Annotated in this window: 25 protein-coding genes; 8 read left to right on the top strand and 17 right to left on the bottom strand. The window is 36.9% G+C overall.

The genetic code is table 11. The features are described 5' to 3' along the window. Nucleotide 1: 1 nt before the first annotated feature. Both ACMAWV_RS02955 and ACMAWV_RS02950 read left to right on the top strand, forming a co-directional pair. Entirely contained in the window at nucleotides 2–1,249 is a 1,248-nt protein-coding gene (locus ACMAWV_RS02955) for an MFS transporter (protein ID WP_412469971.1), read from the top strand. Nucleotides 1,250–1,271: 22 nt separating this feature from the next. Continuing rightward, on the top strand, nucleotides 1,272–2,327 hold the full coding sequence (locus tag ACMAWV_RS02950) for a saccharopine dehydrogenase (RefSeq protein WP_412469972.1): 1,056 nt from the start codon (nucleotides 1,272–1,274) through the stop codon (nucleotides 2,325–2,327). Between the two features lie 29 nt (nucleotides 2,328–2,356). On the opposite strand, the gene ACMAWV_RS02945 is transcribed toward ACMAWV_RS02950, so the two are convergent. Genes ACMAWV_RS02945 through ACMAWV_RS02930 form a run of 4 tightly spaced genes read right to left on the bottom strand, consistent with a single transcriptional unit; the run spans nucleotide 2,357 to nucleotide 6,761 of the window. Beyond that, on the bottom strand, nucleotides 2,357–4,390 hold the full coding sequence (locus tag ACMAWV_RS02945) for a M3 family metallopeptidase (RefSeq protein ID WP_412469973.1): 2,034 nt from the start codon (nucleotides 4,388–4,390) through the stop codon (nucleotides 2,357–2,359). 31 nt (nucleotides 4,391–4,421) lie between these two features. After that, nucleotides 4,422–5,639: an Npt1/Npt2 family nucleotide transporter gene (locus ACMAWV_RS02940; RefSeq protein WP_412469974.1), complete on the bottom strand. Its 1,218-nt coding sequence runs from the start codon at nucleotides 5,637–5,639 to the stop codon at nucleotides 4,422–4,424. Continuing rightward, on the bottom strand, nucleotides 5,639–6,226 hold the full coding sequence (locus ACMAWV_RS02935) for a hypothetical protein (protein WP_412469975.1): 588 nt from the start codon (nucleotides 6,224–6,226) through the stop codon (nucleotides 5,639–5,641). Before ACMAWV_RS02935 ends, ACMAWV_RS02940 begins: the two co-directional genes overlap by 1 nt. Continuing rightward, nucleotides 6,192–6,761 (bottom strand): metal-dependent transcriptional regulator, encoded by a 570-nt coding sequence (locus tag ACMAWV_RS02930; protein ID WP_103218849.1) that lies wholly within the window; start codon nucleotides 6,759–6,761, stop codon nucleotides 6,192–6,194. Before ACMAWV_RS02930 ends, ACMAWV_RS02935 begins: the two co-directional genes overlap by 35 nt. Before the next feature lie 274 nt (nucleotides 6,762–7,035). Between ACMAWV_RS02930 and ACMAWV_RS02925 the strand changes: the two genes are divergently transcribed. Beyond that, a complete protein-coding gene (locus tag ACMAWV_RS02925) occupies nucleotides 7,036–8,745 on the top strand; it encodes a hypothetical protein (protein WP_146037902.1) in 1,710 nt (569 codons plus the stop codon). 16 nt (nucleotides 8,746–8,761) lie between these two features. Next, nucleotides 8,762–9,148, top strand: coding sequence for a thiol-disulfide oxidoreductase DCC family protein (locus ACMAWV_RS02920; RefSeq protein WP_103218847.1), 387 nt, complete (start codon nucleotides 8,762–8,764; stop codon nucleotides 9,146–9,148). 12 nt (nucleotides 9,149–9,160) lie between these two features. Here the strand turns inward: ACMAWV_RS02920 and ACMAWV_RS02915 are convergent, their stop codons facing one another. The 3 genes from ACMAWV_RS02915 to ahcY are packed head-to-tail and all read right to left on the bottom strand — an operon-like array spanning nucleotide 9,161 to nucleotide 11,637. Next, nucleotides 9,161–9,841, bottom strand: coding sequence for a hypothetical protein (locus ACMAWV_RS02915; RefSeq protein ID WP_146037901.1), 681 nt, complete (start codon nucleotides 9,839–9,841; stop codon nucleotides 9,161–9,163). Between the two features lie 4 nt (nucleotides 9,842–9,845). Next, the gene (gene rpiB / locus ACMAWV_RS02910; RefSeq protein WP_412469976.1) at nucleotides 9,846–10,286 is read right to left on the bottom strand and encodes a ribose 5-phosphate isomerase B; all 441 of its coding nucleotides are present in this window, start codon (nucleotides 10,284–10,286) and stop codon (nucleotides 9,846–9,848) included. A 55-nt stretch (nucleotides 10,287–10,341) separates the two neighbouring features. Further along, a complete protein-coding gene (gene ahcY, locus ACMAWV_RS02905; RefSeq protein WP_103218844.1) occupies nucleotides 10,342–11,637 on the bottom strand; it encodes an adenosylhomocysteinase in 1,296 nt (431 codons plus the stop codon). Nucleotides 11,638–11,820: 183 nt separating this feature from the next. Here ahcY and ACMAWV_RS02900 point away from each other — a divergent pair, with 183 nt between their 5' ends. After that, entirely contained in the window at nucleotides 11,821–13,056 is a 1,236-nt protein-coding gene (locus tag ACMAWV_RS02900; RefSeq protein WP_103218843.1) for a THUMP domain-containing class I SAM-dependent RNA methyltransferase, read from the top strand. A gap of 2 nt (nucleotides 13,057–13,058) precedes the next feature. Here ACMAWV_RS02900 and ACMAWV_RS02895 read toward each other — a convergent pair whose 3' ends face one another. The 3 genes from ACMAWV_RS02895 to ACMAWV_RS02885 all read right to left on the bottom strand — a co-directional run bounded on the left by ACMAWV_RS02895 (nucleotide 13,059) and on the right by ACMAWV_RS02885 (nucleotide 16,549). Further along, the gene (locus tag ACMAWV_RS02895; RefSeq protein ID WP_146037900.1) at nucleotides 13,059–13,862 is read right to left on the bottom strand and encodes a hypothetical protein; all 804 of its coding nucleotides are present in this window, start codon (nucleotides 13,860–13,862) and stop codon (nucleotides 13,059–13,061) included. A gap of 39 nt (nucleotides 13,863–13,901) precedes the next feature. Then, nucleotides 13,902–15,626, bottom strand: coding sequence for an acyl-CoA dehydrogenase (locus tag ACMAWV_RS02890; RefSeq protein WP_412469977.1), 1,725 nt, complete (start codon nucleotides 15,624–15,626; stop codon nucleotides 13,902–13,904). A gap of 167 nt (nucleotides 15,627–15,793) precedes the next feature. Beyond that, nucleotides 15,794–16,549, bottom strand: coding sequence for a hypothetical protein (locus ACMAWV_RS02885; RefSeq protein WP_103218840.1), 756 nt, complete (start codon nucleotides 16,547–16,549; stop codon nucleotides 15,794–15,796). A 202-nt stretch (nucleotides 16,550–16,751) separates the two neighbouring features. Here ACMAWV_RS02885 and gpmI point away from each other — a divergent pair, with 202 nt between their 5' ends. The 3 genes from gpmI to ACMAWV_RS02870 are packed head-to-tail and all read left to right on the top strand — an operon-like array spanning nucleotide 16,752 to nucleotide 20,879. Continuing rightward, a complete protein-coding gene (gpmI, locus tag ACMAWV_RS02880; RefSeq protein WP_103218839.1) occupies nucleotides 16,752–18,275 on the top strand; it encodes a 2,3-bisphosphoglycerate-independent phosphoglycerate mutase in 1,524 nt (507 codons plus the stop codon). Nucleotides 18,276–18,283: 8 nt separating this feature from the next. Beyond that, nucleotides 18,284–19,291, top strand: coding sequence for a 6-phosphofructokinase (gene pfkA, locus ACMAWV_RS02875; protein WP_199177567.1), 1,008 nt, complete (start codon nucleotides 18,284–18,286; stop codon nucleotides 19,289–19,291). Between the two features lie 16 nt (nucleotides 19,292–19,307). Beyond that, entirely contained in the window at nucleotides 19,308–20,879 is a 1,572-nt protein-coding gene (locus ACMAWV_RS02870; RefSeq protein ID WP_392990689.1) for an ArnT family glycosyltransferase, read from the top strand. Here the strand turns inward: ACMAWV_RS02870 and ACMAWV_RS02865 are convergent. From ACMAWV_RS02865 to ACMAWV_RS02835, 7 genes are all read right to left on the bottom strand, one after another. After that, nucleotides 20,861–21,613 carry an alpha/beta fold hydrolase gene (locus tag ACMAWV_RS02865; protein WP_103218837.1) on the bottom strand — a complete coding sequence of 251 codons (753 nt, stop codon included), beginning with the start codon at nucleotides 21,611–21,613 and terminating at the stop codon, nucleotides 20,861–20,863. The genes ACMAWV_RS02870 and ACMAWV_RS02865 overlap by 19 nt on opposite strands. A gap of 3 nt (nucleotides 21,614–21,616) precedes the next feature. Beyond that, a complete protein-coding gene (locus ACMAWV_RS02860; RefSeq protein ID WP_392990685.1) occupies nucleotides 21,617–22,573 on the bottom strand; it encodes a DUF2817 domain-containing protein in 957 nt (318 codons plus the stop codon). Beyond that, nucleotides 22,574–23,254: a hypothetical protein gene (locus ACMAWV_RS02855; RefSeq protein ID WP_103218835.1), complete on the bottom strand. Its 681-nt coding sequence runs from the start codon at nucleotides 23,252–23,254 to the stop codon at nucleotides 22,574–22,576. A 53-nt stretch (nucleotides 23,255–23,307) separates the two neighbouring features. Then, nucleotides 23,308–24,579, bottom strand: a complete 1,272-nt coding sequence (locus ACMAWV_RS02850) for a Y-family DNA polymerase (RefSeq protein ID WP_392990683.1) — start codon at nucleotides 24,577–24,579, stop codon at nucleotides 23,308–23,310. 9 nt (nucleotides 24,580–24,588) lie between these two features. Continuing rightward, nucleotides 24,589–24,984 (bottom strand): LexA family protein, encoded by a 396-nt coding sequence (locus ACMAWV_RS02845; RefSeq protein ID WP_103218833.1) that lies wholly within the window; start codon nucleotides 24,982–24,984, stop codon nucleotides 24,589–24,591. A 78-nt stretch (nucleotides 24,985–25,062) separates the two neighbouring features. Then, the gene (locus tag ACMAWV_RS02840) at nucleotides 25,063–25,578 is read right to left on the bottom strand and encodes a hypothetical protein (protein WP_103218832.1); all 516 of its coding nucleotides are present in this window, start codon (nucleotides 25,576–25,578) and stop codon (nucleotides 25,063–25,065) included. 47 nt (nucleotides 25,579–25,625) lie between these two features. Beyond that, nucleotides 25,626–26,111 (bottom strand): hypothetical protein, encoded by a 486-nt coding sequence (locus ACMAWV_RS02835; protein WP_103218831.1) that lies wholly within the window; start codon nucleotides 26,109–26,111, stop codon nucleotides 25,626–25,628. Nucleotides 26,112–26,130: the final 19 nt, after the last annotated feature.

The raw sequence follows: 26,130 nt of genomic DNA, 5'->3' as shown, positions 1-26,130 counted from the left end.
TATGTTCAAGCTTCCTAAGGTTTTACGCTATCAAAATTTTAGAAGGCTTTATATTGCAGGACTAACATCCGAGCTAGGCTCGTTTGTGTCAGAGACTGCACTAATGCTTTTGGTATTTGAATTATCAAATCATAACAAAAGTTATCTTGGTGCAGCTCGAGCAGTATTTCTCTTCTTTTTAACAATCGGAAATTTAATTGGTGGTGTTATTGGAGAAAAATACAATCGAAAGAATGTTCTCCTTTTCACAAATTACATTAGAATTCCAATAATTTTTACGATCATCTTCGCTAAGACTCCAGAAGTTGTCATCCTTTGCGATGGCCTCATAGCTCTCTTCACTGGAATGTATAATCCAACAAGACAAGCTATGGTTAACGACATTGTCCCTCAAAAAGACATGAATCGAGCGAATGCCCTATTCGGTTCTGCCTTTGCAGTACTTCACATGATTGGTCCATTTCTTGGTGCCACTATGTTTACGGCCTTTGGCGGAATCAAGGAAGTTATTGCTCTAGATTTCCTAACATATATTGTTGGTATTTATTTTATTATGAGCCTTACCTATAACCCTCCAAGACAGGAAGGAAATAGTGAAAACTTTCTCTCTGAAATAAAAAATGGAATTAAATATGCCAGAACGCAAAAGGAACTTTTTGCTGTCATTTCAAATGTCATCATCGAAGGACTTGTTCTTGGATTTATGTTTCCACTTATACTACCTTACCTAACGGAAACACTTGGAGCTACGAAGCAAGACTATGGGATAGGGCTTGCTCTCTTTGGTCTAGGTGGACTATTTGGGGGATGGGCAAGCTCGACTATTCTTAAAGAGAAACCAGTTGGTAAAATTATTATTGCGGCCCTATACATTGAACCACTTCTCATGGCGCTTTGGTTATATGCTGCTTCATATACAGCAACACTGGTAATTTTCTTTGTTTGGGGATTTGTTGTCTTTGTACGTATTACAAATCAACTAAATTATGTTTCATTAAAAGTAGAAACAAAATATCTTGCAAGAATTTTTGCCTTACTAGACTTAGGCTTTGTTGTTCCAAATATTTTAGGAGGGATTATCCTAACATTTATTGGAAATCAATTTGCAACTGAAGAGATTTTAATCATCGTTTGTATCGCTTTCTGTGCTCTCATTTTTCCTCGAATGCTATTTTCTGATATGAAAGCACTATTTAACTTAAATAACGAAACTGTCGATAGGGATACATCAATACAAGATCAAATCTAATTTAAAGACAAGGTTATATAGTATGACAACAATATGGTTAAGAGATGAGGATAAAGCATTTGAAAAAAGAACTCCTCTAACACCAGAGAATGCAAAGAAGCTGATCGATGCCGGCTATAAAGTTATCGTTGAGAAATCACAGGATAGAATCTTTCCAATAGAAGAATATGAAAAGCTAGGTTGTGAAATTAAAGAAAGTCACGCATGGATAACAGATGCTCCAATAAGCGATGACGTCTTTATTCTAGGTTTAAAAGAATTGAAAGAAACGGATGAGTTTCCCCTAAAGCACAATCATATCTACTTTGCCCATATATATAAAGGTCAGCATGGAGCTGAGCAAGTTTTTGATCGCTACAGTAAAGGCGGTGGAACATTATTTGATCTTGAATTCTTGCTTAATGAAGACAATAAACGTGTTGCGGCCTTCGGTTACTGGGCCGGATATGTAGGAGCAGCACTTAGTGTTGAAAACTTTTTTTCAGACTCACCTGCACCCTTAAAACACTATTCCTCTAAAGAAGAGTGGCTTAAAATTATTAACAATAAAAGACAGGGTAAGCGCAACCCTTGTACTTTTATTATTGGCGCCCAAGGGCGTTGTGGAAGCGGAGCAAGAGAGCTACTTTCAGATCTTGAACTAGAGTCAATTAATTGGGACGTAGAAGAAACTAAAGTTGGTGGACCATTTGATGAAATCATTAACGCTGATATTTTCATCAACACAGTTCTTATGACAAAGAAGATTGCTCCTTTTCTTGATAAAGCGATTATGGAGAGGAATGAGAAGCTTTCACTTATTTGTGATGTTAGTTGTGATCCAAATAGTGATCTAAATCCAATCCCAGTTTATAATGTCCATACAACTTGGGATAAACCACTTCACCGTATAGAAAGTTCTATTGATCACGAGTGTAATATTATTGCAATAGATAACCTTCCTTCGGCCTTACCTAAAGAGAGTTCAATTGATTATTCAGATCAATTGATTCCGCACCTCTTAGAGCTTAAGAATGCGAAGGATTACTATACTTGGTATCATGCTAAAGAAATTTTCGAAAATAAAAAAGGCTCCTAAAAAGGAGCCTTTGCTTTATTCGTTAAGGGCTAGATAAGACCACCACGTCTAAGTAGTGCATCAACCTCTGGCTCACGTCCACGGAATCTCTTATAAAGATCCATTGGGTGCTCTGAACCACCTTTTTCAAGGATATTTTCTCTAAAGCGATCAGCAATCGTTGTGTTAAAGATCCCTTCTTCAAGGAATAATTCAAACGCATCTGCATCAAGAACTTCTGCCCATTTGTACGAGTAGTAACCTGCAGAATATCCACCAGCAAAGATGTGCCCAAATGATGTTGAAGTCATCACACCTGGTACTCTTGGAAGAAGATCAACATCTTGAGTTGCAAGTTTTTCAAATTCCTCAACACTTGTAATCGTTGATGGATCACCTGAGTGCCATGCCATATCAAGTAGTCCAAGACTTAATTGACGAACAGTGTGACGTCCTTCTCCAAAGTTTGAACTATCTTTTAGTTTTTGTACTAATTCTGCTGGAATTAACTCTCCAGTTTCATAGTGCTTAGCAAATAGATCAAGACATTCTTTTTCAAATGCCCAGTTTTCCATAATTTGAGATGGAAGCTCAACGAAGTCCCAGAATACGTTTGGACCAGAAAGCATACGGTACTGACACTTAGTTAGAATACCGTGAAGTGCGTGACCAAATTCGTGGAATAGAGTTGTTACTTCATTAAATGTTAGAAGTGATGGCTTCGTTGTTGTTGGCTTTGTAAAGTTACATACGTTTGCAATATGTGGACGTACATCTTCTCCATTTTGAACATATTGTTCTCTAAAGGCTGTCATCCATGCTCCACCACGCTTTGAAGCACGTGGGAAGTAGTCACCATAAAATAGAGAAATGAAGTTTCCATCACGATCAGTGATTTCATAAGTCATTACATCTTGGTGATACTTTGGAATATTAGAAACTTCTTTAAAGTTAAGTCCATAAAGTTTTGTTGCAACTTCAAAAACACCATTTAAAACATTTTCTAATTTAAAGTATGGCTTAAGCATTTCATCATCAATACTATATCTTTCTTTCTTAAGCTTCTCGTAATAGTACATATAGTCCCAAGAAGCGAAATCTTCGATACCATCTTGTTCTTTTGCATAAGCTTTAATTTCATCCATATGCTCAATCGCTGCAGGCATTGCTTTATCTTTAAGCTGATTTAGAAGATCAAAAACGTTTTGTGCACTCATGGCCATACGTTCTTCAAGAATATAATCGGCGTGGCTTTTATATCCAAGAATTCCAGCTCTTTCATAACGAAGCTGTGCAATTCTTTTTACATTTTCTTGGTTATCAAGCTCGTCACCCTTGGCACATTTTGTACCAGAAGCGATTGTCATTTTCTTACGTAGCTCACGATTTTCTGAGTAAGTAATGAAGGGACCAAAGCTTGGGTAATCAAGAGTAAATACCCATTTACCCTCATGACCTTTTTCAGTTGCTGTCATCGCAGCAGCTTCAATAAGTCCTTCAGGAAGACCAGCAAGATCTTCTTTATTATCAAGTACCATTTCAAACTTATTAGTTTCTTTTAAAAGGTTATCTGAGAACTCAAGTCCTAGTTTTGAAAGTTCTTCATCGATCTTTCTAACTTTGTTCTTATCTTCTTCACTTAATAAAGCACCGTTTCTAACGAAGCCCTTATAAATCTTTGAAAGAAGTGTCATTTGCTCAGCATTTAAGTCTTCATTTTCTTTGTTATCGAAAACAACTTTTACTTTTGCGAATAGATCAGCGTCAAGATTAACGTCATTTCCGTGAGCTGTTAAAAGAGGAGAGAATTCTTTTGCAATTTCATTCATCTCATCATCTGTGTTTGCAGACTTTAGGTTAAAGAAGATCATTGAAATATCTTCAATTGCACTCCCTGAATTTGCATACGGCTCAATGATATTTGCAAATGTAAGTTCTCCATCAAAGCTTTTAATCGCTTCGATTTCTTCTTTGTGCATTTTAATTGCTTCGCGAATTGCCGGCATGTAATGCTCATTCTTGATTGTATCAAATGGTCTTGCACCATGTGGATTTGTGAATTTTTCTAATAATGGATTAGACATATAAACTCCTAAATGAATTTTATTAAAGACATTACTCTGAACGAAACTTAATGGCCATAAAGGCCGCTAGAACTAGCCAAAGTAACACTGATATTATTAGCATATTTTGGGTAAAAGCCAAACTCGTAAACACTAAGAGTAGAGCTGAAATACCCATTTTTGACGCACGATACACAATCATATCCACGATATACTTGGCCCCGTACTTTTGTTCTTTACTCAAAGGGAAGTAAAGCATCTCCTTGGCGGCCGAAAAGATTGAATAATCAAGTCCTTTAAAGCCTACAAATAATATTGCTGTCCCCAGTAAACCCAAGTACTCCAATCGATCAAGTAAGATTAATACAAGATAAACAAATGGTATGAAAATATGTACAGTAGAAACTTTAAAGTATTTAAAAGCGATTGGAATAATAACAATTTGGACAATTAAGGATATCGCATTAATCGATGAATATATATTTCCAAGATATGCACCTTTTTCGTTAGCATCCTTAAATATCTCTAGACCTAGATTGAACTTATAATTTGCAAGATTAATCACCACTTGAGAAAGAATAATTAGGCCACAAATGAAGAACACATAGAGCTTCTTATCGGCAAGTGATGTTATTGGAGACTTTTCTTTAAGTGCTAAATATTGTTTTTGTGTAAGACTAAATATAACAATAACTAAAGACAAAACTAATAAACCACTTGAAGCCGCATAGTAAACCCCCACGCCCTTCATAAGTTTAGTAGTGAGTAGCCCTCCTAAAATTCCCCCTAAGGAGCCGAGAGCACCAAGTGGCCCATAGACAAGTTTGGCAACTTTGACGTCAATGACAGAATTTAAATAACCAAGTGATAAATGAACGACAAGAATAATATAGACTTCTTTCCAAACAGCGAAAACACCACTTCCAATATGATGACCACTACCATGAACAATTAAGGCTCCTCCCATTAGAACGAGTGAGACTGCCACAATAGAATTAAAAATTTTTGCTATTGAAAAATGCTTTTGAAGTTCATTAATGATACTGACACTAAATCCTAAGAACAACACAGAAGTCAGCCAAATCCAAGGCGTACTCTTTGCTCCATAGCTTTGAATAAATAAAGCTGTTGAGCTAGAGCGAATCATTGGATATGAAAAAAACGCTATAAATAAAGTGAATGTTACTAAGAGAATATTTTTCTTCTCAGATGTTGAAAGACCAAAAAGACCCGCATTTATCTCTTTAACGGCCGTTATAATATTTTTCATTATTCAATCACCATAAGAGAATATTCTTTATTCTCAAGCTTTGTAAGTGAAGTTAAATCAACCCATTTACCCAAATTAAAAGTAAGTGAAGTTAGTTGATCTTTATTAGATTTACTTCTTAGATCAAGAAGGTACACACTACCTTTTTTTGAACAAGTAGCGTAATAGTGCTCACCACCAAAATCAATTTCAAAGCGATTCCCTTCGGAACTGATAATATCAGAAATTTGCTCATTAACTTTATCCTTAAGTTTTGTGACCTCTTTCAATCGAAATTTGCACATATCTTGGGTGTATAGGGATAAAGAGCTTTTCTCTAGCTGCTTAGGAAAATACTTATTCACAAGCTTACGAAATAATTCCTGACGGTAAGATTTAACTTCAAGATTTAAGCAATTCTTATGAGAATCAATTTTTATCTTTTCACCATCAATCACATATTTCATAAGATCCATACGAATCGTATGAATTGGTCGACTTCTGTTAAAGCAGTATTCAGTGGCGGATACTGAAGATAGTTCTAAAATAAAAAGAACTAAAAGAACAAAGAATTTATGCGTCTTTTTCTTCTTGTAAGTACGTATCACCCTTTTGACCTTCCATGAATTCTTCAGCCGTCTTGTAGTCACAAAGACTTAAAGTTGTCTGAAAATTAAACCCTTTAGGAAGTTTACCACTTTTTGCAAGATCGTCACATGAGCAAGAAAGTGTCTTCATGAATTCAAAGAATTTTGTACTAGTTTCCTCACTTAAAAGGTGTTCGATCATGCATGAATCTTTTTCTGCAATCTCTTCTGAAACACCAACAAAGTCTTTAAGGAAATAATAAAGAAGTGTACGAGAAGTTAAAGTCTTGTGAACTTCATCGTGTCCGTTATCTGTTAAAAGAAGAAACTTTGTATCATCTTCTTCTTTTACAAGATTACGTTTTTTAAGATTATTAAGAGCTGTTGAAACAGAACCCTTTGTTAAACCTAAATCTTTGGCAATATCAGTAACTCGAGCATAACCTTTTTCTTCTTTTAGCTTATGAATTGCTAAAAGATAGTGAACCATAGAGTGAGATAGCTCAGCTTCACGTGGTTTTTTGTCAGTTGTAGTATCTTTTGATGTATTGGCCATGATATTTCTCACTAATTAGGTTATGCCTTTAATCTAGCAATTTCAGGTATTTTTGGCAACCAAAGCTCAATCGAAGATGCCCCAAATAATGTGCATCACTTTTCTCACATTCCCAACTAAGGCAAGCACGTAACCTACTGATTTCACATATTTTTTCATGAGGCATATATTACAGACCTCCCGACTATCACCACAGCGTGTTAAAATCATAAAGAATCTAAATAATTGGGGTTAGCTAATGTTGAGGCCAAAATCAAAAATATTCACAACTCTCGTGGTGCTATTATTAGTAACGTGTTCATTTACGTCATATGGACAAGATTCTAATTACGAAGCGCCATCTGAAGCTGATGTAGCAGCTGGGAATGTCACGGACAGAGAAAAGTATACAATGGATAATTACACTCATGCAGGCTATCAGCAAAGAGAAGCCGACGAGAAGTGGGCCGAAGAATGTGGTAGCTCTCAAGAGTGTGAAAATATAAGAAAGGGTGGCGATGCAACTGACGGTGAGAAATTCATGGGAATGTCACCATCAATGTTTAAGGCCGTAGGTCAAGCCTACTCGATTATTATGCCGGCCATGTCACAAGCTGGTGGTGGCGGAAAATTTAACGAAATAGATGTTGTCACAAAGAAGGATGTTGCCTCTAAATATAAAGAGAAAGGAATCTCATTCAACGAAAATGGCAAGGCCGAAGCAATGGCCGACTCCAAAGCATCACCAGATGATGTAAAAGCTGCACAATCAGAACATGACAAAGCTAGAGAAGAAGAAGGTACTGATTACTGCCAATATATTCCTATGGGGGCTGAAGTTATTGCACGAGTTACTCAACAAAAGAGTGATGAGTTTGCACTAGCAACAGAGCCAGATGTTGAGAATGCTCAAAGCCAGGCCCTTTATAAACAGGCACGCTCTCACCGCGATCGTCAAAAGTCTGTTGATATTCAAAGAAAAGGATGGGGAGCGACGACAGTATGCTATGTTACCTCAATGGCCACAATGGGTGGATTCACAAGTGGTTGGAGTAACTGGGTTAAGCTTGGAGCTTCGACACTTATGACTAGTTACTATATGTGGGAACACAAAATGCACGGCGATGCTGCTGATAAATTAAATAATGTAGCTAATAAACTAAGTGGTAAAGGAAAGTGTAACCCTGTTTCAGATCGTGACTGTTACTGTAGTCAACCAGAGACAATGAATGACGTTAAGTACTGTTATCCGCAAATTAGACAAAGAACTGCTCAAAATAATAACTGGCAAGTTACTTGTGTTGATAACAATGTAAAAGAAGACCTGAACTGTACTTGTCGCCAAACAAATACATGTCTCGATTCTAGAATTTCTGCAAAGATCAATGGAATGCACATTCCAGGTGGCCTAGGAACTAGTCTTGATGATTTCTACAAAATGACAAATGGTATTTCGACTCCAGGAGATAGTTCAAACAACTTTAATGCTACTGCTGGAAAGATCTTTGCTATCGCTAATGACAAGCTTAAAGATGGACTTAGCAAGGTTACTCTTCCAGATAGCTACAAGAAAAAAGACCCGAAGATTGCTGAAGGACTTAGACAACTTGGTTTTGACGGAGCTGTAGCAAATGCGATGTCAGCAACACCAGAAACTAACGAAAGTAAGTCGGCAGAGGCAAAACTTAAATCTCGTGCTTCGGGACTAAGAGGAAAAGTAGGCAAGTATACTGCTTCTTATAAACCAAAAGATAATGGCCTTTACTTTAGAGGCGGAAGCGGTCTCGATAATAAAAAGAAGAAAAAGAAGACTGCGACTAATCCATATGCTCACCTACTTAAGAAGAAAGTGAAAGACAATGCTAATACAAGTGCAGAGATATTAGATTTCTCTCAAAGAGCACAAAAAAATGCAGGTATCACTAAAGATAAATCTAGTAATATTTTTGAGATCATATCAAGAAGATATCGTTACTCAGCAACTAAGAAATTAGGAGCACAATAAATAAAAGGTTGTTTTCATGGAAGAAAATTATAAATTACCACTTCTCATTTTCGATGATGAATGCCCACTATGTGTTAGGTTCAAGGACTCCCTTGCTCGCTTAGAAGACGCAAAATCAGTTAACTTTGTCAGTGTAAACGATGATAAACTTTATCAAGTACACCCTCAACTCAACAAAGAAGAGTGCCAAGAAGTAGTCCACTATATAACAAGTGATAGTAAGATTCTAAAAGGTGATGAAGTGATCACTCACCTAGCCAAACTCTATCCTCTTGTTAATAAATTTAGCTGGCTAATCGAAAGCAATATGGGACAAAAGGCAACAAGCTACTTTCACAAGACAACAAATGCATATAGAAGAATGCTTAAAAGAAAATGTCCAAGTTGCGTAAAGCACGCTTAGCTAATAGAAAGACTAGCGAACTAAACTTCGACGAGAAAACATACTGCGGTTAAATGGCTCTAATGTTAGGGCCGTTAAAACCCAAGTCAAACAAAACTCAGCAAATTGCACCTTATTCTCGCTTGGAATATAAAGTGTAATCACTAATAGAATCATAAAACTTAAAATATGAGTGGCCTTCGGTACCGGTAGAGCAAATTTATCGATAAATTGCTTGGCCTTCTCAACTTTACAATATGAAAAAGGAACAGCAAAAAGATAGATAAACAGGATTACTCTTAACGATAAGTTCCAAGACTCATGTGAAACTCCACGGGCAATAAGCCAATTTTGAAAGTTAGTTTCAAGAAGGACACTATTAATATCTCTAAACATCTCAGGTGAGTGCCAACCAAAAACACGTTGCCCCCAACTAACCTCTTCTAGTGCACAGATCACATAGAAGACACCTTGAGTACTTAACATAATAAGAAATTTACGATCTCTAAACTTTGCTAGAACTTTTCTGCGATAGAAGTAGCCAAATGAAATGAGACAAAGCCCTACGAAAGTAAACCACTCGAGTAGTCCATTTTGAGCACTTAGTACTTTATCAAAATAAGCTAAATCAGTTCTTGATATATATAAGCTATAAATACCAACAACTAAGATAACAAAGAATGAGATATATTCAGTCCATTTAACTTTAAACATAAGATTAATTTTCACCGAGGTCAGTGAACATGTCAATGCGGGTTTGATGTCTGCCGCCTTCAAACTCAGTCGCAAGCCATACTTTTGTCATGGCCAGAACTTCTTCACTTGATGAAATACGGCCACCAAAACAAATCACATTTGCATTATTATGCTCACGTGAAAGCCTAGCTAAATCGACACTGTGACAAAGGGCCGCTCGAATTCCTTTAAATTTATTAGCAACCATGCAAACACCAATACCAGATCCACAAAGAAGAATTCCTCTTCCCTCTTTCTGAACTGCTTTTGCCAAAGCAATAGCATATTCTGGATAGTGGCATGAGTCAGTTGAGTGAGTCCCTAGGTCCTCGACCTCATAACCTTCATCGATTAAGAATTTCTTAATTGCTTCCTTTTGTTCGAAAGCACCATGATCAGTAGCTAGAAAAATCTTTTTGCTCATAGTTTTACCTTAAATAAGAAAGCCTCCTTTCGGAGGCTTCATATATAGCAGTTGCTTAGTATCTGTAGTGTTCTGGCTTATATGGACCTTGAACTGGGATGTCTAGGTACTCAGCTTGCTCAGCAGTTAATGTATCGATTTCAACATTAATTCTTTCAAGGTGAAGCATAGCAACTTTTTCATCCAGGTGCTTTGGTAGCATATAAACTTTGTTCTCATACTTACCAGCATTGTCCCAAAGTTCCATTTGAGCAATTACTTGGTTACAGAAAGAGTTAGACATTACGAATGATGGGTGACCAGTAGCACATCCAAGGTTAACTAGACGACCTTGAGCAAGAAGGATAATTCTTCTTCCATCTTTTGAAGTATACATATCTACCTGTGGCTTGATGTTATCTTCTTCGTAGTTATTGTGTAGGTGAGAAATTTCGATTTCTGAATCGAAGTGACCAATGTTACATACGATTGCACCGTCTCTCATCTTATCAAGGTGTGAAGCATTGATAACTTTTAGACAACCAGTAGTTGTAACGAAGATATCACCTTCAGAAGCTGCTTTATCCATTTTCATTACTTCGAAACCTTCCATTGCTGCTTGAAGAGCACAGATTGGATCGATTTCAGTAACGATAACTCTTGCTCCTAGACCTTTGAAAGACTGAGCAGAACCCTTACCAACATCACCGTAACCAACAACAACACAAGTTTTACCTGCGATCATTACGTCAGTTGCACGCTTGATACCGTCTACTAGAGACTCTCTACATCCGTAAAGGTTATCAAATTTAGACTTTGTTACAGAGTCATTGATGTTGATTGCTGGCATCTTAAGAGTACCTTTTCTAACTCTTTCATATAGTCTGTGAACACCAGTAGTTGTTTCTTCAGAAAGACCTTTGATTCCTTCGATTAATTCAGGATATTTGTCGTGAACCATATTTGTAAGGTCACCACCATCATCAAGGATCATGTTAAGAGCTGATCCATCTGCCCACTTAAGAGTTTGCTCGATACACCAGTCGAATTCCTCTTCGTTCATACCTTTCCAAGCAAAAACAGGAATTCCAGCAGCAGCGATTGCAGCAGCAGCTTGATCTTGAGTTGAATAAATATTACATGAAGACCATCTTACTTCAGCACCTAGCTCAACTAGAGTCTCAATAAGTACAGCTGTTTGAATAGTCATGTGAAGACAACCAGCGATTTTTGCACCTTTAAGTGGCTTTGCCGCTCCAAACTCTTTTCTTAGAGACATTAGTCCCGGCATTTCAGTTTCAGCGATCTTAATTTCTTTTCTTCCCCAGTCAGCTAGAGAGATGTCTGCTACTTTGTAATCTGTAAAGCTCATGTTTCCTCACTTTATGTATGAATAAATCTTTATATATTTATGTTCGAAACTATATCAGCATATGCTCCAAGTTTGAACCCTATACAAAGGAAATTAGCCTATTTTATTGAGGAAAATGAACGAATTTTTACCAACTTAAGCCTTTTTCTTTGACACATACCTAAATAAATCATAAATCGAGTCATGGAAAAATATCAGAAGTCGAACAAAGTCATTAATGACAAGAGTTTTTATTTTGCCTCTTGCCCAAGAGGTTGCGAACAATATCTAGTAAATGAGCTACGTGCTAACGGTATCGAGGCCAAGGCCGGCCGTGGTGGAGCTTCATTTAAGGCAAGAAATAAGGCCACAGTTGAATATATCTTCAACGCTAGAATTGCTTCTCGTGTCTTTAAAGAAGTTGGCTTCTTCTATATTCGCGACGAAAAACAAATCTATAAAAGAGCAAGTGAGCTTCCATGGGAAGACTATATTACTCCAGAGCAAACTTTTAAAATCAACACTCTTCTAGATGGTGAGAGTAAGGAGCTTTTTAGAAGTTCTATCTTCCTTTCACAAACTCTAAAAGATTCTCTTGTTGATTATATGAGAGATAAATTTAATAAGCGTCCAAATGTAGAGACAAATGAACCTAACGTTAGCTTTCTTCAACGTGTTGAAAAGGTTAAAGAAGGCTGTAAGGTAATTGTTTACGCTGATATGGTTGGAACTTCTCTTGATAAGCGTGGCTATCGTGAAAGCGGACACCGTGCACCACTACGTGAAAACTTAGCGGCCTCTCTTATTGCAGAAACAAAATGGGACTGCCAAGGTCCATTCTATGATCCAATGGCAGGTTCAGGAACAATTTTAATTGAAGCAATTTTCTACTTCTTGAAATTATCGCCAGCATTTTTAAGACTTAAACAAAATACGACTCCGTATTCTTTTACAGGTCAGCCGTGGTTTCATGATTCGAATCTAGTTGATTGGTACTTTGATAAAGTTCACGAGATCATGAAAGATTCACAGGAAAGAATAGATTCAATTCCAAATGATAAGTTCTATTGCAATGATGCTGATGTTGAAAACTTTAAACTCATGAGAACTCACCTTCTCAACTGTTTTGGCCGTGTTGATTTCGTAAACTTCAACTGCGAAAACTTCATTAATTCACAAGCACCTGCGGGATTTGAAAGAGGATTAATCCTATTTAACCCTCCTTATGGAGAGCGTATTCAAGCGATTGGTGGTCTTGATATTAACGACTTCTATTTCGAGATGGGTGAAACTCTTAAAAATAACTTCAAGGGTTCTACAGCATTTATTCTTACAGCTCACGGGCCTCTAAGAAAAAATATTCGTTTAAAAACAAGTAAGAAAACAGAGTTTTTAAATGGCGACATTGAATGCCGCCTTTTAAAATATGAATTACTATAATCTTAGCTTTCTAAGAATTCTGTTAAATTCATCGCAAGCTTAGGTAAAGCGTATTTAAGAAGAGCATTCTTATTTACGACTTTATCTTTATGCTTCGTTGACTTTGAAAAGAAGTAACCACTAATTTCAGAATCTTTTAGAAAAAGAGTATGTCCCTTTCCTGCAAATTTTCTTAAAACATAATCTGAATCGAGAAGACAGATATCTCTAATCATAAAGTTACGAGCTAGATAAATGATAATAACGCTTGCTGAAAGATCACATAGAGACTTTCTAACTTTTACACCTTTTGGAGATGTTTGATCTCCCCAGTGCACAACAACTTCAACTCTCTTATCACCAACGTAGAAATCAAAACCTCGTTGTGATGTCGACTTTTGTTGCATTAGACCGAAGATACATTTTGCGTACCACTCCCCCAACTGAACAGGAAGCTTCTTACCATTAAAAATAATTCGCTCATCGCGAAGAATATCATAAACCTTATTAACTGTTTCAATAGCGTCAAAGATTCTTTTGTTATCCGGTAAGTGAATAATTAGAACCTGCTTAGCATGAGACCTTTTCATCTTTCGAGAAAATTGTTTTTCATACCATTCAGAAAATTCTTTATCACCTACGAGCTCAAGTGAGTCGTAGATAAATCCACGACTAAGTAAGCTTTCCTCATCAAAGCCTTCAACTTTCTTTTTCATGAAACTTAAAGGAGCATACTCTCCTTTCTTTTTCATGATATAAACATTGTCTTTATAGTAGTCTGTACTACCACGAGTCGCCTCATTAAATAGATCGACTCCTTTTTCCATTTCTTGCATCTCTCACATACCCTTGTGCTTAATCTTTAATTAAACATTAATCGAAGTTAAATCTTCCTCGAAGTTTAAAACACTATGTGCGAGTCCAATATTTCTCGTTAATTGGTACTGACAAAAAACTTTAAAATCATCGATTTTAGACTGATAATATTTCTTCTCTTCTTCACCTGTTGCCGTCTTTAATTCATTTTGAGCAATACAAGCATGCTCAAGAAGAAGCCATGAAACGACAAGGTTTCCACAATAACTTAAAAAATCAGTTGCGTGAGCTAGAACTGCGCTTTGATTCTTTGCCGCCATAAACGATCCGAATTTCTTCACAACTTCTTCACTCATCTCCATTGATTTCCCAATCATTGAAACTTCATGAGGGTACGCCTTGGCCTCTTCTCTATTCATTGTCGCTTGAATCTTCTTACCTACATTAAAGAATGTTTCGCCTTTATCCATAAGAATTTTTCTCATAACAAAGTCGATCGCCTGGATACCATTTGTACCTTCATAAATTGTTGCAATCTTTGTATCACGCATAAATTGCTCAATTCCATACTCAGTACAGTATCCGTAACCGCCGTGAACTTGAACACCTTCACTTGCGATATTTACACCCTCATCTGTACAAAATCCCTTACAAATCGGAGTAAATAATGCGATTTCTTTTTCAGCTTCATCATCACCTTTTTCAGCTTTATCAAAAAGGTTTGCTGTATAAAGAGAAAGAGCTCTCAGTCCACGTCCCGTAGATCTCATTTTAAGAAGCATTCTCTTAACATCTGGCATATTGATAATTTCGGTACCAAATTGAGAGCGCTCTCTTGCATATTGCTCAGTAAGCTCAAAGCAAAGATTTGATTGGGCTTCACCTTGAAGGCCACAAAGAAGCCTTGCCTCATTCATCATGATGAACATATTTGTCATTCCATCAAACTCTTCCCCAATCAGTTCTCCAACACACTCACCATCTTGGCCAAATGTTAATTCGCATGTTGCCTGTGCGTGAATCCCCATTTTATGTTCTAGCTTTGTGCACTTAACATTATTTGACTCACCAGTTTCAACGTTAAAGCGTGGAACAATAAAAAGGGAAAGTCCCTTCGTACCTTCTGGAGCACCAGGAGTTCTTGCTAGAACAAGGTGGATGTTATTTTCGTAAAGATCACTTTCTCCAGAAGAGATAAAAATCTTCACACCATTGATTGCGTATTTCCCGTTATCAAGAGGTTTTGCCGTCGTCTTTGCGTTCCCAACATCAGATCCAGCACCAGGCTCAGTAAGACACATTGTGCCTCCCCACTCTCCTGTCATCATCTTTGTCACAAATAGATCTTTCTGTTCTTGAGAACCAACCTTAAGAATTACATTCATGGCACCTTGAGACAGTCCGTAGTACATTGACCACGCAACATTTGAACCAATTGCCATTGAAGTACATGCAACTTTCATTGCGTGAGGAGCTGGCATTCCACCAACCTCTTCAGGATAACCAAGTGCATACCAACCATTCTCATAGAAGGCTTTATTTGCTTGGTGAAAAACTTCTGGAACAATAACTTTTCCATCAACGTGCTTTACGCCAATCTCATCACTAATTTGACGAGTTGGATAAATTTCATTTTCAACGAATTTATCGAATTGAGTTAGGATATCTTTTAATTCAGCTTCACCATATCCAAGCTCGCTTGCTTCGTCTTGAATTTTGCACGCTTTAAATAGATTGAAATTCACATCCATTAAATCTGTACGATACTTTGCCATATAATAGTCCTTTTTTAATACTAAAACAGTTCTATTATAAATGATGTTCAGATTTCATGCACGTGTAGACACAATTTAGCCGGAGTAAATTAGGTTAAATTTAATAAAAAAGCGCGAACAATGCCGCGCTTTTTAGTCAGGTATAAATTAAAAATCGTTTTTATTTATTAGTGAGCCGAAACTCCTACACTTGTTGCTCTTAAAACTGGTTGTAAAGCAAGTGGTGCATTCATATTAATAAGGGCCCTTTTTCCGTTAATTGTCACAATCCACTCCACTGCATATGTTTGTGCAACTTGAGTACAAAATTGTATCGATCCATTGTAGTAGCTTCTTACCCAATTATAGTCATTACACATTCCATCTTTATATGGAGCATATCCATAACCATAACGTTTAAAAAGTGTACCATTTGCATCAGATTCTTGTACTTTATTGGCCAAGAAAGTAGCTAATTGTGAAATAGTAGATCCAAATGCGCCATCAAGAGACTCATTACTACGTGCAATTCTTCCATCTCTATAGAGACCACGATATCCACCGACAGTATAGCCAGATGAAGACGAAGAAGATGATGAAGTACATATAGTTCCTAAACTCATTCCAAATACTTCAAAATCATCACAATTACCTGAATTATTTGATCCTGATAAATTATCAAAGCTAGAAATTGTATAAATAGGATATTCAGAATCGCCAATACTTCTATTTGCAAAATTATTATTAACAATTGCTTGAGATAATTCATCCGCAGTGCTTAAGCTATTTGGTAAGCCTCTTGCTGTATCAACATACTCACTAGCAGAGCCAGCAGCGTAATTTCCATAAGTGCTTCCATTTCCAGACCCACCGTCAGATCCACACCCGACAAGCGAAGCTAGAACAATAACTGAAAGTAATGTGTTCTTAAGGTTAAGTTTCATAGTATTCTCCAAAATTCTCTGTGTTTGCGTGTGTTTAAACTATTTGCCTATATATATACAAGTTGTGTGCCAAGTTTTAAGATGAGATTACAGTCCTTTACAAAGACCTAGTGTTTAAAAAATGAACACGATAGAGTATTTTGTCTAATCTTTGGGTAGTATTAGAATAAGGATTGAATAAGCTTTTAACGGGAATCAATTTATGTCGATTAAAAATATTAGCCAAAAGGCCCTTCTTGTCATCCTAGATGGCTTTGGGATTAGTGAAAATACTGAAAAGAATGCGATTCGAGATGCAAAAACTCCAGTTTTAGATGAATTGTTTAAAAGTTATCCATTTACAACGATCCAAGCAGGCGGTGTTTTAGTAGGTCTTCCAAAAGGTGTTGTTGGAAATTCGGAAGTTGGCCATATGAACTTAGGTGCGGGACGTGCCATTCGCCAGGATTTAGTTCGTATTAATGAAGCAATTAAAAATCATACTTTTGGTGAACTTCCTAAACTAAAGGAACTCATTGAAGTAGCAAAGAAAAATAATAATCGCATTCACCTCATGGGACTTCTTTCGGACGGTGGAATTCACTCACATATTGAACACACGAAAGAAATCATCAAATGTCTTAAGAAAGAAGGTATTGAAGTTTTCTTACATGCTTTCATGGATGGTAGAGATACACCGCCAGCATGTGGTGAAATGTATTTAAAAGAGATCGTTGATTTTGAAGGATCACACTTTGCTTCAATGCAAGGCCGCTCAATTGGAATGGATCGTGATCGCCGTTGGGAAAAAATCAAATTAGCATATGATATGTTCCTAGGTCATGGTGATGTGACTGACTTATCACCTATTGAATATCTCAATAGTGAGTATGAAGCTGGTCGCACTGATGAGTTCGTATCGCCGACACTCTTTAATAAAGACTACGCTATTAAAGAAGGAGACTGCGTCTTCTTTACAAATTTTAGACCCGATCGCGCAATTCAGTTAACAATGGCATTTAACTATCCAGAGTTTACTGAGTTTGAAAGGCCATTCTTTCCAGCAATGTTTCTATGTATGACGCCATTTATTCCGGATGAAATGGAACTTCCAATTTTATTTGATAAAGAGAAGCTTCAAGGAACAATGACTGAGTACTTAAGTAGTATTGGAAAGAAGCAATTAAAGATTGCTGAGACTGAAAAGTATGCACACGTAACATTCTTTTTTAATGGTGGAGAAAAGAAGCCTTTTCCAAATGAAGAACATTTTCTAATTCCTTCGCCAAAAGAAGTTTCAACTTATGATGAAAAGCCACAAATGAGTGCGCCAGAAGTAACAGAGAATTTAATTTCTAAAATAAGTGACTTTGATTTTAGTGTCGTAAACTTTGCAAACTCAGATATGGTTGGACACACGGGTAAATATGAAGCTGCAGTTCATGCTATTGAAACACTTGATGAGTGCGTAGGAAAACTAGTACAAAAATGTCTTGATGAAAATATAACTATTATTATCACTGCCGATCATGGCAATAGTGACCAAATGGTACATAAGGATGGAACACCACATACAGCTCATACAGGAGCACCGGTACCGTTTTGTGTTATCAATAGCGCATTAAAGGATAAAGCTTTTACTATAGCACCGGGGGATCATTCGCTAATGGATGTCTCACCTACTTGTCTTTATATTATGGGGATTGATCGTCCAGCAAGTTTTACTGGCCATCATATTTTTGAATAGGAAATTTTATGAGTGAAGTTGAAAAAGATGTAAAGTCGATTAAAACAATTGCTGTTCTTTGTAGCGGTGGCGATAGCCCAGGAATGAACTGTGCGATTAGAGCAGTCGTTCGTACTTGTATTGCAAATGATATTGAGATTTATGGAATTCGTCGTGGTTTTGCAGGTCTACTCGAAGGATCGCAACACAAAATGGATGCCGCAAGTGTTGGTAACATTCTTCAAAAAGGTGGAACAATTCTTCAAACTTCTCGTTGTCCTGAATTTATGCAACCAGAGATAAGAAGAGAAGCGGCACATATTCTTAAGAGAAAGAATATTGATGCCTTAATTGTTATTGGTGGTAATGGTTCATTTAATGGTGCTTGGGAGCTTCACAAGGAACACGGTGTTCCAGTAGTTGGAATTCCTGGAACAATTGATAATGATATTGAAGGAACTGATTATTCAATCGGTTTTGATACTGCCGTTCAAACTGCTATTGAGGCCGTGGATAAAATTCGTGACACTGCACACTCACACGATCGTACATTCATTGTTGAAGTAATGGGGCGAAAGTCTCCTGCTATCGCTCTTCACGTAGGACTTTGTACTGGAGCAGAAAATATTATCTTCCCTATTCAAGATGAAAGTAATGTTGATGTTGACACAATTGCGACAGATATTAAACGTGGACTTCAGCGTGGAAAAGGTTCTTCAATCATCATTGCTGCTGAAGGGGAAACTGAAGGTCTGTCTCACTACGTTCACAACAAACTTCTTGAAGATCACAAGATTGATTCACGTGTTTGTATCCTAGGACATATTCAACGCGGAGGAAACCCTACTGGTCGTGATCGCTTTATTGCAACCCAAATGGGACATCTTGCTGTTAAATCACTTCTTGAAGGAAAAACTGCAATTGTTACAGCAGAACAAAATGGTCAAATTGTTGTCGAAAACTTAGAGAAGTGTCTTGGCAAAAAATTTGAAGTTGAAGAGAAATACGTAGATATGGTTAAGACCTTATCAAAATAAAACGAAGTTTATAAATATGACAAAAGTTTCAGATAAGAATTTATTTATTATTTTTACATTCCTATTTTCAATTTTCTACTTTTGGGACATTGGAAATATTAGTGCCCCAAGACAAGGGACAGAATCATTATATGTGCAAATATCACAAGATATGTATGACACAAATAATATCATGACACCCCACTACCGCGGGGAGAGACATTGGTCAAAACCACCAGTTCATTTCTGGCTGCCGTTTCCTATTTATGTACTAATGGGAGAATCTTCTTTAACAGGTGCACGAGCGTCGATGGCATTTCTTACAATCGCTCTCGGTATCTTGACTGCAGTTTGGTTAAAAAGAAGATTTAATATTGAACCACTATTATCTCTGGCCTTCTTTTTAGGAGGGTATGGTGCTATTAAATTTGGTCGAACATTTATGATGGAAACATCTCTATCTCTTCTTCCATTTATTAGCTCACTCTTTCTTTTTGACTACTTAAAGACAAAGGCTAAAAAGTATTTTATTTGGGCGATTCTTTTTGGAGCGGCAGGAGCTCTAATCAAAGGCCCTGTTTCAATTGTTATGAGCTTTCTTGCAATGTCTCTTTATCAAGCTTTCTTATTCAAGAAAGAAAAGCGCTTTATTATTAAAGAGTGCTTTTTCTATTTTCTATCGATTACTATTTTGAGTTGTCTTTGGTACTTCATTAGTTATCTAAACTATGGTGAAGAGTTTTTCAATTACTTCTTCGTAAGAGAAAATGTAGGAAAATTTGATCAAAAGCCAATGCCAATGATTAAGGTATTCCAAGGACTCATTCTCTATTCTCTTCCATGGTTATTAATTCTTCCATTTGCTTGGAAGAAAGTAAGAGAAAACTTTAAGAACTTAAATAATGAAACATATTTTTTCTTTGCACATTTTTTATGTTTCTTTATCACATGGTTAATTCCATCTCAGAGATCACACCACTATGCAATACCATCAATTCCATTCCTAATGGTTTTCATGCTCTTGCAAATTGATATTGAAACTATTCGAGAAAAGGCAAAAGGTATCCTTTTTATCTTCTTGCCAATAAATATCCTATTTTTGGCCATTGGATGCCTACTCCTTTATTTTTCTGATGGAGTAACGATCGTTGCCAATTTACTATTTGTTGCTCTAATTATTGTGACAAATATTTTCATTCTTAAAAGAAAGATGCTCATTGCTTTCAACACGATGGGACTATATTTAATTTTCTTATGGTCCGTTGTTGCATCTCAATTTTACATCTTACCTGTTCCACAAGCCGCTCAAGGTCTTTTCAAAGATAAAAATGTAGCACTAGTTGATCGTCGTTCTTACTTTTACGAGCAAACTCTTGAGATGAATGTTGAGCCAATTAGCTACGCAAATATCTCTTCATTTCTAGAGAAAGAAAACACTGTGGTTATTACTGCAGAATCAAAAACTCCTTTAGAGTATCGTAAGAATTTAAGAATTTTAGCAAAATGGCAAAAATGGAAGAGAAGAGTTAAATGGCCACATATAAAAGCGGCCCTTAATGCACGCTCTTATGGGCCATTAAAAGAAGATGTTTATTTACTATCTAAGTAATGCTCTTCAATCTTTTTAATGATCCATTCAGGATCGTCTAGAGGTAAATCGTGTCCCGCTTGTTCATGTAGTTCAAGCGCGGCACCAAGCCTTTTAGAAATTTCAACACTGCATTTATAATTTGCAAGCTTATCTTGCTTGCCTGCAAGCAACAAGACATCCGTTTTCAATTTCTTAGGTAAACGGTAGTGTGATGCCGCAATTAACTGCCTTACAAAGTTAGCGCGATTAAGAGGTCTTTCCTCAAAATATGCAGCATATGCATCAAGTAAATCATCAGACAACTCTTTCATCTTAACAGTTAAAGATAAGGCCTTTTCTTCTCGTTCGCGGTGATTGTTATTAAAGGCCAGTTTTGAAAAGGTCGTTACTGCTTCAAGAGACATACGATGATAAATTTTCCCTGAGTCACTCGTTGAAGTGTTAAGAAGAACAGCATGTTCAAAGTCATCGCTATGTCGCTCACACCAATCAAGGGCCATCATTCCCCCCATTGAAATTCCGATAACACTCCACGGGCCATCATTTTCTTCTTTAAGTTTTAGCCAATCACTTCTCATATCTTCAACATAATCAGATATCTTTAATGGAGACTTCTCTTCATTCTTGCTACCAACACCCAAGTAATCAATTGCAAAGACATGATTTGTGCCTTTCATTTTTTTTACATAGTCAGGGAATTCATACCAATGTCGACTATCTCTTGCTAAACCCCTAAGAAGCAACCAATTCATAACTTACCTTTTCACCCATGCTTTAGAACTTCCAACAGCTCGAAAGAGAAATTTAATTAGCATAATATGTCTTCTCATCGTTCGATCATATCGATGAGACTTAAGAGGATTAAATAATCCTCCTCTTCTAAATATTTGTAATGGATTCTTTTTAACCCAAATCCAACTTCCCATCTCAAGAGTTAAAGGTAGATAGACTCCCTCTGGATTTTTTTCTAAATACTCATCATATAGATAATCCCAGGCATCACCTTGGATTGTATAACTTTCAGATGTCGGCTCTATTCGATAAATATGATGAGGATGGGTTTCATTTAATAAGTGCTCTAGGTTTTCCATTTCTGTTATATGCTTAAAAGGTGTAAGCGTTCTGGCATAAGGATACCAAAGTCGATCTCTTAGGCCAAAGCCAGAATGGAAGTCGACAGAGATAGCACGCTGAGATTCAAATATATGTTCTTTCACATAGTCTACTAGAGTTTGAAGTTCATGCTCCATTTGATCACTATTTCCCTGATACCATGGAAGCTTATCTGATAACTTATGTCCTGATAGTAGAAATTTTGTTTTCTCATGAGTTCGCGATGGTGAGTTTCTCATAAGATCAATATTGTTTGGATTAGAGCGGCGATGATGATACATGCCCCATGGATTGATAAGAGGAATCGATACGATTCTAAACTTCTCTAGGCTTCGTCTTAACTCTTCATCCCAAGATAGTTGTTTAAATAATGAAGAAAGATAAGTAACAACGACTTGTGTCCCTACTTTTTCTAGTCCGTGAATACCACCAAATAAACCTAGAACCGGAGCGCTTGGATCTGAGCTACCTATTTCAAAACTATGAATTGGATAGCTCTCACCTTCATGATTAATACGTGTAATTTCACGACAACGAATGAGTGGGTCTTCGATACAAGTTAATTCGCTTATGGCATTTAACTCATCGAAGTCTTTCATTTATGACCTCTGGAAAGTCTTGTCGTTATAAGGAAATAAGAAAATAACGAAGAACATTGCACACCCAACAAGTTCTACAACTTCTCCTTTTTTACCATGATCAATTAAGCTTACTAGAATAAACATTAAAAGATAAAAAAGAGAGTGCATTAACTTTGGAACAGGAACTGCAAAGTCATCAACAAGATACTGAATAAAACCAATTGCTCTATAGAGAAATGGAAGAATTAATACATAAACACCAACAATAATTCCGACAATAAGACCAAAGATAATTTTATTAACTTTGAAATCACCGAATTTTAAGTTGTGGAGTGTAATATCATTTTGTGTATTGTATTGCTGAAAAAACTCAGGCGCAGTCACGTTGAAAATTCTTTGGCCCCACGCAATCTCTTCTCCAAATCCAAAAAAGAAAAGTGCTGCAAAACCAAGAAGCGCAAATGAGAATAATTTTGGCTTTGTACCTTTTAACTTAAAGTAGCGCCACAGACAGACAAATGAAACGAGTAGTAGATAGATGGCCTGTTGTATTTCTAAGAATCCATCTTCAACTGTGTAAACATCGCTAAACCATTGAGGATTTGCTTTCGCAAAATACATTCCAAAGAATACCATATGGGCGATTGATGTTAATATTACTGCTTCAAATATATTAATCTTGTCTTTAAATATGCTCATTTCGTCATTATAGTCACGTCATCAACTAATGGCAATATATGTCATCGCTGACACTACGAACATTTTGGCAATTCGCTCCAACCTGTGACATAGCGCAAAGAAACTTTCTCCCTTCGCATTTTCCATGCCTGATTATCGACCCCACAGGCCATTGACCTAACCATGCCACTTCCCTCTCGTCGATTAATTTTATCAATGATTTCCATTAGCTTCACACTTCGTGGATCATCTAATTCTTCAAATAGGCTTTGTTGGATAATCTCTGAATCTGAAAAGTCTCCAAGCTTTACTCCGGCCTTTTTAAAACAAACCCCCATGCGAAAGAGATCATCAAGGGCCGCCCATGCATACTTGATAATTTTTCTGGTATCACTTGTTGGACCAAGAAGCTTAACTTTGTCTTTACCATAATATGGCGTTTGATCGATCTTATGTGGATCACTTAAACAAAAAACTTCAATAGTTGAACACAAGCTCTGCTGATTTCTCATTTTCTCACTGGCATTTGTTACATAATTGGCCACTGATTCTCGCAAGCTTTTTAGATCCACAACACTTGTACTAAAGCTTCGTGAACATAGAATTTCTTTCTTTTTAGGCTGAGCTTCTTCTAACTCAAAACAGGTAATTCCTCGTAACTCATCTTGAGTCATGCGACCTAGCTTAGTTAAAAGTCTTTGTATGACATGAGTATTTTTGAACTTCTTAAAATCATACGCCGTTTTAATTCCAATGCTTTTTAACTTTACGCTATTCTTCCTTCCAATTCCCCACACGTCTTCAATAGGAGTTCTCTGAAGTGCAATATCTTGCAACCTCTCTTCTAGAATACAGACGACTCCTTGCGCCTTTTGTGACTTCTTCCCAATATGATTGGCCACTTTTGCGAGAGTCTTTGTTGGAGCAATACCAATACTTACGGGAATCCCCGTCCATTGCAGCACAGTTTTTCGAATATGCTGACAGTACTCATTTAAATCTCCGCTTACACCAGTTAAATCAATAAAGGCTTCATCAACGGAGTAGATCTCTATTGATGGAGCGAAGGTAGCAAGAACATGCATTACCCGATCACTGATATTTGTATACAAAGAAAAATTAGAAGAAAAAACATGAACATCGTGTGACTCACAAAGCCTCCTTACTTTAAAGTACGGGTCCCCCATTTTTACTCCCAAGGCCTTAAGCTCAGGAGTTCGAGAGACAAAGCACCCATCATTATTTGATAAGACACCAACAGGTTTATTTCTTAACTCAGGTCGAAATAGTCTTTCACAAGAACAGAAGAAGGAATTACAATCCACCAGCGCATACACTTTCTCCATCGTAAAACCTCATAACTCTTTCATGTCACGGGCCACGGCCACAATTGGCCCCCACACCAAGAAGTCCATTTCTTCTGAAATGATAATGTCTCGATGCAGGGGATTGTGTGAGCGCAAAATGGACTTTCCATCTTGTCTAATGAATCTCTTGCACAAGAACTCTCCGTCCAGATAAACCACGGCAACTCGACCGCTCTTTACTTCTAAAGATCGATCGATAACCAGGACGTCACCGGGCATAATCAATGGTTCCATCGAGTCACCTTGTGCTTCAAAGAAAAATGTCGCAGAACGATTCTGTACAAAACGATCATCTAGAGATTGATAATTCTGTATGTGATCCTCGCTGATTCCAAAGAGTCCACAATTTGCAATCGGTAGTTTTGCTCTAATTTTCTTTTCCATGAAAGTTAGTATAACTTACGCATAACTTACGCACAAGAAAAAGAATTACTTTCCCACTCTAATAGTAATTACAGAGACTTATGATGCATCGGGGAACTTAATAATCTCATCAAGGGGAATAAAGTACGTAAGTCCTCGAAGATCTTGGGTGTAGCTTGCAATCACTTTCAAGTTCATAGCATCCAATCTCTCTAAAAAAGCATGGGATGTTTCATCAAATCGAAAGGGCTCAATCTTTCCTCGTGTTGAGATTCTTCCTGCGCAAAGACAATCATTTAAGTTTTGAATGGGAAGAACCCCGGCCATTGACCAATAGAGAATCAAAAGTGGTAACTCAAGCCAGCGATAAAGTTCTTCTTTGGAACTTAAAGAGCCTAAAACCATATTGTCATCAATGCACAGAACATAGCGCTTTGGTGAGATTTTCAAGTTGTACTTCTTTGAGAGAAAAATAAACTTCTCTTTTATCGACTTTCCTTTTGTACCAAGACCAACAATTTCAAGTCCCGGAACTCCCTTTGAAGCATAACCATAAATTTCTGTTAAATGTCCCTTCCCCCCAAGAGGTAGAAGACCTAGCATTTGCTTGTGCATAATCCCTCCTATTACTAGGAGTGCAAGAGTCATGAATTTTTTTTTAATTATAAATTACTAGAATTAGGGATCTTAGCTTTTGACTGATAAAAACATTTTAAATGAGGAGGATAAATTTCTAGAATCATCGCAGATGAAACTTCGAGAGAGTGAGCGAAGTCTCCCTTTAAACTTTGACAAGAGCCTTTTGCGTCCTTACAAAATTTTTCGTACTTATCTTTACATGTAAGTTCAAGAATAACAGTATCAGAGAAATGACAAGAGACCTTTCCATCAACAAGGTCAAAGCGAGCTTTTGTGTAATTTAGTTTTTTTGAAAACTTAGATTCACAAAATTTTGCAATCTCAAACTCTTTTCCCATGCAATCGATCTTCGTTGTCGAAGACTTACTCATTAACATTGCATCTTTTACACCAAAAAATTCACACACCTTTGCGTAGCTGAAAATCTTGCGATCAGCGCCAGTAACAAGTTCACTAGTAACACTAGCGAAAATGCAGAATGTAAAAAGAAGTGTTGCAATATATTTCATAATAAAAAAAAAGCGCGCC

It is taken from the genome of Halobacteriovorax sp. RT-1-1, assembly GCF_047085455.1.
In the GTDB taxonomy this organism is placed as follows: Bacteria; Bdellovibrionota; Bacteriovoracia; order Bacteriovoracales; family Bacteriovoracaceae; genus Halobacteriovorax_A.
The sequence above is the reverse complement of the archived record's forward strand: the minus strand, read 5'-3'. Positions and strand labels throughout refer to the sequence as shown.

What these genes read in the sequence shown, in the direction of transcription:
- ACMAWV_RS02955 (WP_412469971.1), top strand. Translation starts at nt 2, where the DNA reads ATGTTCAAGCTTCCTAAGGTTTTACGCTATCAAAATTTTAGAAGGCTT.
- ACMAWV_RS02950 (WP_412469972.1), top strand. Translation starts at nt 1,272, where the DNA reads ATGACAACAATATGGTTAAGAGATGAGGATAAAGCATTTGAAAAAAGA.
- ACMAWV_RS02945 (WP_412469973.1), bottom strand. Translation starts at nt 4,390, where the DNA reads ATGTCTAATCCATTATTAGAAAAATTCACAAATCCACATGGTGCAAGA.
- ACMAWV_RS02940 (WP_412469974.1), bottom strand. Translation starts at nt 5,639, where the DNA reads ATGAAAAATATTATAACGGCCGTTAAAGAGATAAATGCGGGTCTTTTT.
- ACMAWV_RS02930 (WP_103218849.1), bottom strand. Translation starts at nt 6,761, where the DNA reads ATGGCCAATACATCAAAAGATACTACAACTGACAAAAAACCACGTGAA.
- ACMAWV_RS02920 (WP_103218847.1), top strand. Translation starts at nt 8,762, where the DNA reads ATGGAAGAAAATTATAAATTACCACTTCTCATTTTCGATGATGAATGC.
- ACMAWV_RS02915 (WP_146037901.1), bottom strand. Translation starts at nt 9,841, where the DNA reads ATGTTTAAAGTTAAATGGACTGAATATATCTCATTCTTTGTTATCTTA.
- rpiB (WP_412469976.1), bottom strand. Translation starts at nt 10,286, where the DNA reads ATGAGCAAAAAGATTTTTCTAGCTACTGATCATGGTGCTTTCGAACAA.
- ahcY (WP_103218844.1), bottom strand. Translation starts at nt 11,637, where the DNA reads ATGAGCTTTACAGATTACAAAGTAGCAGACATCTCTCTAGCTGACTGG.
- ACMAWV_RS02900 (WP_103218843.1), top strand. Translation starts at nt 11,821, where the DNA reads ATGGAAAAATATCAGAAGTCGAACAAAGTCATTAATGACAAGAGTTTT.
- ACMAWV_RS02895 (WP_146037900.1), bottom strand. Translation starts at nt 13,862, where the DNA reads ATGGAAAAAGGAGTCGATCTATTTAATGAGGCGACTCGTGGTAGTACA.
- ACMAWV_RS02890 (WP_412469977.1), bottom strand. Translation starts at nt 15,626, where the DNA reads ATGGCAAAGTATCGTACAGATTTAATGGATGTGAATTTCAATCTATTT.
- ACMAWV_RS02885 (WP_103218840.1), bottom strand. Translation starts at nt 16,549, where the DNA reads ATGAAACTTAACCTTAAGAACACATTACTTTCAGTTATTGTTCTAGCT.
- gpmI (WP_103218839.1), top strand. Translation starts at nt 16,752, where the DNA reads ATGTCGATTAAAAATATTAGCCAAAAGGCCCTTCTTGTCATCCTAGAT.
- pfkA (WP_199177567.1), top strand. Translation starts at nt 18,284, where the DNA reads ATGAGTGAAGTTGAAAAAGATGTAAAGTCGATTAAAACAATTGCTGTT.
- ACMAWV_RS02870 (WP_392990689.1), top strand. Translation starts at nt 19,308, where the DNA reads ATGACAAAAGTTTCAGATAAGAATTTATTTATTATTTTTACATTCCTA.
- ACMAWV_RS02865 (WP_103218837.1), bottom strand. Translation starts at nt 21,613, where the DNA reads ATGAATTGGTTGCTTCTTAGGGGTTTAGCAAGAGATAGTCGACATTGG.
- ACMAWV_RS02860 (WP_392990685.1), bottom strand. Translation starts at nt 22,573, where the DNA reads ATGAAAGACTTCGATGAGTTAAATGCCATAAGCGAATTAACTTGTATC.
- ACMAWV_RS02855 (WP_103218835.1), bottom strand. Translation starts at nt 23,254, where the DNA reads ATGAGCATATTTAAAGACAAGATTAATATATTTGAAGCAGTAATATTA.
- ACMAWV_RS02850 (WP_392990683.1), bottom strand. Translation starts at nt 24,579, where the DNA reads ATGGAGAAAGTGTATGCGCTGGTGGATTGTAATTCCTTCTTCTGTTCT.
- ACMAWV_RS02845 (WP_103218833.1), bottom strand. Translation starts at nt 24,984, where the DNA reads ATGGAAAAGAAAATTAGAGCAAAACTACCGATTGCAAATTGTGGACTC.
- ACMAWV_RS02840 (WP_103218832.1), bottom strand. Translation starts at nt 25,578, where the DNA reads ATGCACAAGCAAATGCTAGGTCTTCTACCTCTTGGGGGGAAGGGACAT.
- ACMAWV_RS02835 (WP_103218831.1), bottom strand. Translation starts at nt 26,111, where the DNA reads ATGAAATATATTGCAACACTTCTTTTTACATTCTGCATTTTCGCTAGT.